8 protein-coding genes and 1 pseudogene are annotated in these 7,966 nt (G+C 77.1%); 4 read left to right on the top strand and 5 right to left on the bottom strand.

The genetic code is table 11. The features are described 5' to 3' along the window. Positions 1-466 (top strand): annotated as a pseudogene (locus HOY81_RS26290) (hypothetical protein); the annotation flags it as partial. 20 nt (positions 467-486) lie between these two features. On the opposite strand, the gene HOY81_RS26285 reads toward HOY81_RS26290, so the two are convergent. Next, the gene (locus tag HOY81_RS26285; protein ID WP_237323206.1) at positions 487-1,146 is read right to left on the bottom strand and encodes a DedA family protein; all 660 of its coding nucleotides are present in this window, start codon (positions 1,144-1,146) and stop codon (positions 487-489) included. Continuing rightward, complete coding sequence (locus HOY81_RS26280; protein WP_237323205.1) at positions 1,143-1,919, bottom strand: MBL fold metallo-hydrolase; 777 nt, start codon at positions 1,917-1,919, stop codon at positions 1,143-1,145. Before HOY81_RS26280 ends, HOY81_RS26285 begins: the two co-directional genes overlap by 4 nt. Before the next feature lie 293 nt (positions 1,920-2,212). Between HOY81_RS26280 and HOY81_RS26275 the strand changes: the two genes are divergently transcribed. Further along, on the top strand, positions 2,213-4,300 hold the full coding sequence (locus HOY81_RS26275; RefSeq protein WP_237323207.1) for a phage holin family protein: 2,088 nt from the start codon (positions 2,213-2,215) through the stop codon (positions 4,298-4,300). A 10-nt stretch (positions 4,301-4,310) separates the two neighbouring features. Here the strand turns inward: HOY81_RS26275 and HOY81_RS26270 are convergent, their stop codons facing one another. Then, positions 4,311-5,450: an acyl-CoA desaturase gene (locus HOY81_RS26270; protein WP_237323204.1), complete on the bottom strand. Its 1,140-nt coding sequence runs from the start codon at positions 5,448-5,450 to the stop codon at positions 4,311-4,313. A 268-nt stretch (positions 5,451-5,718) separates the two neighbouring features. Here HOY81_RS26270 and HOY81_RS26265 point away from each other — a divergent pair, with 268 nt between their 5' ends. After that, complete coding sequence (locus HOY81_RS26265) at positions 5,719-6,084, top strand: nuclear transport factor 2 family protein (protein WP_237323203.1); 366 nt, start codon at positions 5,719-5,721, stop codon at positions 6,082-6,084. Here HOY81_RS26265 and HOY81_RS26260 read toward each other — a convergent pair. Next, the gene (locus HOY81_RS26260) at positions 6,074-6,985 is read right to left on the bottom strand and encodes a helix-turn-helix domain-containing protein (RefSeq protein ID WP_237323202.1); all 912 of its coding nucleotides are present in this window, start codon (positions 6,983-6,985) and stop codon (positions 6,074-6,076) included. The genes HOY81_RS26265 and HOY81_RS26260 overlap by 11 nt on opposite strands. 92 nt (positions 6,986-7,077) lie before the next feature. Here HOY81_RS26260 and HOY81_RS26255 point away from each other — a divergent pair, with 92 nt between their 5' ends. Further along, positions 7,078-7,380 carry a 4a-hydroxytetrahydrobiopterin dehydratase gene (locus HOY81_RS26255; RefSeq protein ID WP_237323201.1) on the top strand — a complete coding sequence of 101 codons (303 nt, stop codon included), beginning with the start codon at positions 7,078-7,080 and terminating at the stop codon, positions 7,378-7,380. Positions 7,381-7,475: 95 nt separating this feature from the next. On the opposite strand, the gene HOY81_RS26250 is transcribed toward HOY81_RS26255, so the two are convergent. Next, positions 7,476-7,966 (bottom strand): anti-sigma factor (locus tag HOY81_RS26250; protein WP_237323200.1); only part of this gene is annotated, 491 nt, incomplete at its 5' end.

Here is a 7,966-nt window from a genome sequence, read left to right as displayed (position 1 = left end):
CGTGGCCGAACCGGCGGCCCGGCGCGCACAGCGGGCCGCCGCGGCCCGTACGCACGGTGTCCTCGCCGCCGCCCTGCACGGCGCCGTCACCGGCGCCGGCGCACTCTGCCGGCCCCCGCACACCGGCCGGCACCTCTACGCCGACCTGGAGCCCGCGCGCCCCGCGCTGGCCGCGCACGGCATCCGGGACGCGGCCGGGCTGGAGGCCGAACTGGTACGCCGGCTCGGCCCGGGCGCCGACGGCGGCCACCGCTTCGGGGACGACCCGCACGCCCTGCGTGTGCGGCTCTCCACCCGGCTCCTGATCCCGGCGGCCGCGACCGCCACGGCGGACGAGGACACCGCCGGGGCGGCCCTCGCGGAGCCGCCGGACCCCGGCTCGGACGCCGTACGCGCCGCCCTGGACCGCCTGCGGGCGGCCCTCGTCGCCCTCACCGGCCCGCCGCAGCCCCCACCGCCGGGCTGACGGCCCGGCGCCGTGCCCGTTCAGTGCGGGGCGGCCGGGCCGCCGCGGCCGCGGCGGAGGCGGCGCAGCACCGAGGGCACCGCGCTCAGCAGCAGCGTCAGCCCCACGGCCGCCGCCACCCCCTCCCACGGCTCCGGGAAGAGCGACCCGCCCGCCACCCCGATGAGCTGGTACGTCCCCGCCCAGGCGAGGCAGGCCGGGGCGGCGCCGCGCACGAAGTCCCGGGTCCGCATCCGGGACAGCAGACAGGCGAGCATCACCGGGATCCGGCCGGCCGGTACCAGCCGGGAGACCACCAGCACCGCCACCCCGTGCCGTTCGAGCTGCCGCTTGGCCTGCGCCAGCCGCTCCGGCGCGGCCCGTTCGCGCAGCCGCTCCAGCCAGCGCGACCCGTTCCGTGAGCCGATGCCGCGCTGCCCGAGCCAGTAGAGCCCCAGGTCGCCGAGGAAGGCCGCCAGCGCGGCGATGCCGAAGACCGCCAGCAGTGGCACCACCGGCATGCTCTGGTGGATCGCCACCACCGCGGCCCCGCTCACCAGTGCCCCGGTGGGCACCACCGGCACCAGCGAGCCGAAGACGACCAGCAGGAAGAGCGACGGGTAGGTGACGGCCTGCTGTGTCGACTCCGGCGGCACGCCGCGCGCCGCGCCCAGCACCTGGTCCACCACGGAGCCGATCATCCGGCCGTCCCGGTCCGGGCCGTCTCGCCGTGCGTCAGCCGGTGCACCCGGACCCAGGGGACCAGCCGCCCCGCCAGCCGCGCGAACTCGTCGCCCGGCGCGTGGAACTCGTGCGGCCGGACCGCGTCCATGCCGATCGGCCAGTAGGTGCCGTAGTGCACCGGCACCGCGCTGCGGGGCGCCAGCCGCTCCAGCGCCTGCGCCGCCCGCCGGGCGTCCAGATGCCCGGGTCCCAGGAACGGCCCCCAGCCCCCGACCGGCAGCAGCGCCGTGTCCACCGGCCCCACCGCCTCCGCCATGTCCGCGAACAGGCCGGTGTCGCCCGCGAAGTAGGTGCGGGACTCGCCGTGGACCACATAGCCCAGTGCGGGCGTACGCCGCCGCCCGTACGGCAGCCGCCGTCCGTCGTGCGCCGCGGGGACGGCCCGGATGCGCAGCGGCCCCACCGCCACCTCGTCGCCCACCGCCACCTCCAGCAGGTCCAGCCGCGTCGCCAGCCGCCGCAGTCCCCGCACCGCGTCCGGCGCGCCGTGCGGCACCAGCACCCGGGTGCCGGCCGTCAGCCGCGCCAGTGAGCCGAGGTGGAGGTGGTCGGCGTGCAGATGGGAGACGAGCACCGCGTCCGGCGCCGTCACCGACGGGGGCGGCAGCACCCCGCGGCGCCGCCGGAGATGGCCCAGCCGCGGCACCAGCAGCGGATCGGTCAGCACGGTGGCTCCCGCGTCCCGCACCACCGCGGTGGCATGCCCCCACCAGGTGACCTCGGCCGGCACCGGCCCTCCCTTCGTCCGCCCCGGGTCCGTACGCACCCGCGGTGCCCGGTGCACGTCGTCGCCGTTCCCGCACTGTCTCCCTGCTCGCGTTCCCGTGCCCGCGTTCCCGTGCCCGCGCACTGTTACGAGCCTACGGCGCCGCCGGCGTCCCCCGGCCCGGCGGGACGGTTCCCCGGTGGCGGCCCGTCCCGGTGTGAAAAAGTGGACAATGTCCCGCGCGTCCGGTCCTGTTCCCGCGCGACCGGCGGCCCCGCGGGCCCGAGAGGTGAGGAGACCCCGGCGTGCGCGTGCTGATGCCACCCTGGCGCGGAGTGGGCAGCGCCGTGCTGCGCGTGCTCGCCGTCTGGGCCGTGAGCACGGTCACCATGCTGCTGCTCGCGGGCGGGCTGCCGGACTTCCGGCTGCAGTCGGAGCACGGGGACAGCGCCACCCGCACCGCGATCACCGCCGCCCTGGGCGCCGGGGCCTTCGGGCTGCTGAGCGCGCTGGTCTGGCCGCTGCTGGTGCGGGCGTTGCTGCTGGTCCCCGCCCTGGTGCTGGGCCTGCTGGTGTTCTTCCTCAACGGCTCCCTGCTCTGGGTCGCGCTGAGCCTCATACCCGAGCGCGGCGAGGCGGGCCCGGAGACCGCCGTGGTGGTGGCCGCGGTGATGTCCGCCGCCTCCTCGACCACCAGCACCCTGCTGACCGTGCGGGACGACGGGGCGTACCGCCGCCGGCTGGCCCGGCTGGCGGACCGCCGGCGGCGCCGGGAGGGCACCCGTACCGAGGACACGCCCGGCACCGTCTTCCTGCAGCTCGACGGGGTCGGCCACGGGGTGCTGCGGGAGGCCGTCGCCGGCCCGGAGCCGCTGATGCCCGCCGTCGCCGCGCTGTGCGGCACCACCCACCGGCTCACCCGCTGGCGCACCGACTGGTCCAGCCAGACCGCCGCCAGCCAGCTCGGCATCCTGCACGGCAGCAACGAGGACGTGCCCGCCTTCCGCTGGTACGAGAAGGAGACCGGCGAGGTGGTGGTCAGCAACCGGCCCACCGCCGCCGCCGAGCTCCAGCGCCGGGCCGTCGCCCGGGCCGGCGACCTCGGGTTGCTCGCCACGGACGGCGCCAGCCGCGGCAACCTGTTCAGCGGCGGCGCCCGGCAGCTCGCGCTGGTGCTGTCCGTCTCCGCCCGCCGCGGCAGGACCACCCGGTCCCGCGCGGGCTACTTCGCCTACTTCTCCGACCCCGCCAACGCCACCCGCACCGCGGTCTCGTTCGTCGCCGAGGTCTTCCGCGAGCTGGCGCAGGCGCTCCGGGCCCGGCTGCGGAAGGAGCGTCCGCGGGTCTCCCGCGGCGGTCTCTACCCCTTCCTGCGCGCCTTCGCGACCGTGGTGGAGCGCGACGTGGTGGTGGCCGCGGTCATCGGCGACGTCCTCAACGGCCGCACCGCCGTCTACGCCGACCTCGTCGCCTACGACGAGGTCGCGCACCACAGCGGCCCCCGCGGCCGGGACACCCGGCAGGTGCTGCGCCGGCTCGACCGCGCCGTGGCCCTCATCACCAAGGCCGCCGACCACGCCCCCCGCCCGTACCGGCTGGTGCTCCTCTCCGACCACGGCCAGAGCGCGGGCGAGACCTTCCTCTCCGCCTACGGGCTGACCCTGGAGGACCTGGTACGGGCCGGCTGCGGGTTGCCCGTCTCCCGCCGGGCGAGCCGGACCCCCAGCGGCGCGGAGGCCCGCGCCGCCGCACGCGCGGCCCTGCACCGCCCGGAGGAGGGCGGTCCCGAGCAGACCCCGCGGCGGCCCGCCCGCGGTGCGGGCCCGGTGGTGCTGGCCTCCGGCAACCTCGGGCTGATCTCGTTCCCCGCGGTGCGGTACCGGATGTCCCGGGAGGAGATCGAGCGCCGCCACCCCGCGCTCCTCCCCGCCCTCGCCGACCACCCCGGCGTCGGCTTCCTGCTGGTCCACAGCGAGCTGCACGGCCCGGTGGTGATCGGCGCGCACGGGTGCGAGGTGCGCCTGGCCACCGGGGAACGGGTCGGGGACCACGACCCGCTGGAGCCCTTCGGGCCGGGCGCGGAGGCCACCGTGCGCCGCACCGCGGACTTCCCGCACGCCGCGGACATCATGGTGAACTCCCGCGTCGACCCGGACACCGGCGAGGTGCACGCCTTCGAGGAACAGATCGGCTCGCACGGCGGCCTCGGCGGCGAGCAGAACGAAGCGTTCCTGCTCTCGCCCCTGCGACTCTCCGCGCCCGTGACCTCCGGCGAACTCGTCGGCGCGGAGCAGGTGCACCGGGTGCTGCGGCGCTGGCTGCGGGAGGCCCGTACCGGCGGCCCGCGGGCGCCCCGGCCGTCCGGCCGGGGCGGCGACAGGCTGCCGCCCGAGCGGGTCGGCTGAGCCGCCGCGCTCAGCGGCCCGCACGGCCGGCGTGGTCGCCGGCGGTCCCGGTGGCCCGGGTCGCCCCGTTCCCCGCCTCCACGGCTCCCTCGCCCCGCAGCGGCGCGCCCACCTCGTGCAGGTGCCGCAGCGCCTCCCGCCAGGAACGCACCAGGCCGGTCTCGTGGTAGGGGATGCCCAGCTCCGCGCAGTGCGCACGGACGACCGGGCGGGCCCGGCGCAGGTTCGGCGAGGGCATCGACGGGAAGAGGTGGTGCTCGATCTGGTGGTTGAGGCCGCCGAGAGCCAGATCGGTGAACCGGCCGCCGCGTACGTTCCGCGAGGTGAGCACCTGGCGGCGGAGGAAGTCCGGCCGCTCGGTGCCGCGCAGCGTCGGCATCCCCTTGTGGTTGGGCGCGAACAGACACCCGAGGTACACCCCGAACACCGCCTGGTGCACGCAGAGGAAGAGCAGGGCGGCCCCGGCCGGAAGCACCGTGAACAGCGCCGCCAGGTAGCCGGCCAGATGCGCCAGCAGCAGCGTGCCCTCCAGCACCGGCCGCTTCAGCCAGGGCGCGCGCAGTGCCCGTATCCCGGACAGGTGCAGGTTGAAGCCCTCCAGGGTGAGCAGCGGGAAGAACAGCACGGCCTGGTGCCGCCCGAGGAAACGCGGCAGCCCGCGCGCCGCCCGCGCCTGGTCCCGGGACCACAGCAGGATGTCGGGAGCCACGTCCGGGTCCAGCTCCTCGTGGTTCGGGTTGGCGTGGTGCCGGGTGTGCTTGTGCATCCACCAGCCGTACGACATCCCGATCCCGAGGTTCCCGGCGAGTCGCCCGGCGAGCTCGCTCGCCCGCCGCCCGCGGAAGACCTGGCGGTGCGCCAGGTCGTGCGCCGCCAGTGCCAGTTGCCCGAAGACCAGCCCCAGGTACGCGGCCACCGCGAGCTGCCACGGGCTGTCGCCCAGCAGGAGGAAGGCCGCCCAGCCGGCCGTCAGTGCAGCGGCCAGCAGCGAGAAGCGCAGCACGTAGTGGCCGGGTCGCCGCCGCAGCAGCCCCGCCGCGGCGATGCGCCGGGAGAGCCGTGCGAAGTCGCTGCCCGCCGCCTCCCGGCCGGGCTCCCGCCGTCCGGACGCGGCCCGCGGGGCCGCCGGTGTCTCGATGCCTGTCGTCATGCCCGCAAGCCTTCCGGGCCCCGGGCGCACCCGACAGCCGCGCAGCCGGTGTCCCGGTGCGGGGGCCGGCCACCGCACCGGGGGTGGGGCCCGCCCCACCCCGTCGACGAGCGCCCTTACCTCCGCGGTAATCGACCGCCCCGGCGGCCCCCGGCAGGGTGGAGGCCAACGGGGCCCGGGCCGGCGCACTCCGGCCCGGGCCCCGGTACCGGCGCACGGCCTGCCGCAGCGCCGGGAGAACCGTCCGCACACCCGGAAGGGAACCGCCATGAGCATCTACGACACCGCCGTCACCCGGTACTTCGAGGCCTGGAACGCCGACGACGCCGACGCGCGCGAGAAGGCCGTGGCGGCCGCCTGGGCCGAGGACGGCAGTTACACCGACCCGCTCGCCGACGCGCGCGGCCACCAGGCCCTCGCCGAGGTGATCGCCGGCGCCCGGGAGCAGTTCCCCGGCTGCGTCTTCGAGCAGGCCGGAGCCGTCGACGGCCACCACCGCATCGCCCGCTTCCGGTGGGAGCTGCGGGCGCCCGACGGTTCGGCACCGGTGGCCGGTTCGGACGTGGCGACGCTGGCGGAGGACGGCCGGATCCGCGCCGTGCTGGGTTTCCTCGACCGGGTGCCTACGGCGTGAGGTGACCGGCGGCGCCCGGCGTGCGGCGCCCGGCGTGCTCCGCCGCCTCCTCGCGTGTGTGCTCCGCCGCCGGGCGCCCTGCGTGCTCCGTGGCGTGCTCCGCCGCGTCGCGCTCCCGCAGGTGCCGTGCCGTCTCCTGGTCGGCCGGGAGGAAGGTCTCCACCGCCAGCTCGGAGACGGTGACGTCCGCCGGCGTGTTGAAGGTGGCGATGGTCGAGACGAAGGAGAGCACCCGGCCCTCCTCCTCGATCAGCAGCGGCAGGGCGAACGGCGGCTCCGGCGGCCGCGGGGCGCGCTCCTCGCCGCCCGGCGGCAGCGGGTACGCCGCCACCTCCTCGTACAGCGCCCGCAGCGGCGCGGACCGCACCAGCGCGAGCTGGCGCTCCGTCTGCTCCAGCAGATGCGCCCGCCACTCGCGGAAATTGCGGATGCGCGGCGCCAGCCCCTCGGGGTGCAGGGTGAGCCGCAGGGCGTTGAGCGGGGGCCGGAGCAGATGCGGGGCGACGCCGGCCAGCAGCAGCGCGATGCCCCGGTTCGCCGCCACCACCCGGTAGCCGCCGTCCACCACCAGCGCCGGGAACGGCTCGTACGCCGTGACCATCCGCTCCAGGCCCGCGCGCAGCGGCGCCAGCGCCGGGTCGTCCAGCGGCGTCTCCGGGTAGCGGGGCGCGTACCCGGCGGCGACCAGCAGCGCGTTCCGCTCCCGCACCGGCACGTGAAGGTGCTCGGCCAGCCGCAGCACCATCTCCTCGCTGGGCCGGGCCCGGCCGGTCTCGACGAAGCTGATGTGCCGGGCGGAGGACTCCGCGCGCAGCGCCAGCTCGAGCTGGCTGAGCCCGGCCCGCCTCCGCCAGCCGCGGAGCAGCGCGCCCACCGGGCGTTCGGGGTGCGTGGTCGGCATCGCCCGATGATATGCCTGCGCGGAAACCGCCGTCCCGCGTGGCACGCTGGGGCCGTGGCCGTACCCGCGAAGCGACCGACGAAGGGAACCGCATGGCACCGCAACCGCTCGCGCAGCCGGAGATCGACGAGGCGCTCGCCCTGCTGCCCGGCTGGCAGGTGGAGGGCGACCGGCTCACGCGGGTCTACTCCTTCGACAAGCACCTCCCGGCCGCGGCGATGGCCCTGCACGTCGCCACGATCCAGGAGGAGCTGAACCACCACACCGACATGACGCTCAGCTACGACACGCTCGCCCTGTCGGTGAACACGCACACCGTCGGCGCCATCACCGAGCTGGACGTCGGGCTGGCCCGCCGGATCTCCGAGATCGCCGTGGCGCACGGCGCCCGCTGACGGTGCGGGCCGGACGGCAGGGCTCCCGGCCAGGGCCGGGAACCGGCGGTGCCGGGCGGCCCGGGGGCAGCGCACCGCCCGGCGGCGGGACGCGCTCAGGCGGGAAAGCGCATCAGCGCCAGGGGTTCCGTGGTGGGCTGCGGCGAGCCGCCCGCCGGTTCGACCGTGACGCCCATGCCTCCGGCGTCCCCGAGCGGACCCTCCATCAGCACCGCCTCGTCCCCCTGCGCGGGGTCCAGCAGGCCCGCCGGGCGCATGGTGCCTCCGTCGTCGAACCAGAGCTGGTACACCCGGCCAGGTGGTGGCTCCGCGAGCCCGGAGGCGAAGAAGGCGGCGCGGTTCTCGGCACGGGACACCACCACCGTGCCGGTCGCGCCGTCCGGGAGCCGCCCGGAGGAGGCCTGCGCGTCCGGCGCGGCCAGCACCCGGGCCAGCGCCGCGTCGCGGGCCTCCGCCCGCTCCGCCCGCTGCCGGGCGTCCCGTGCGGCGTCGTACTGCCACGCGGCGACGCCGCCGAGCGCGGCCGCGGCGGCGAGCGCCGCCGCCAGCGCCAGGCGCGGCAGCAGCCGGGCCCAGATCGGAAGAG

It is taken from the genome of Streptomyces sp. JJ36, from assembly GCF_021696945.1.
GTDB lineage: Bacteria > Actinomycetota > Actinomycetes > Streptomycetales > Streptomycetaceae > Streptomyces.
Note: the sequence above shows the minus strand (reverse complement) of the source record. Positions and strands in the feature narration are given on the sequence as shown.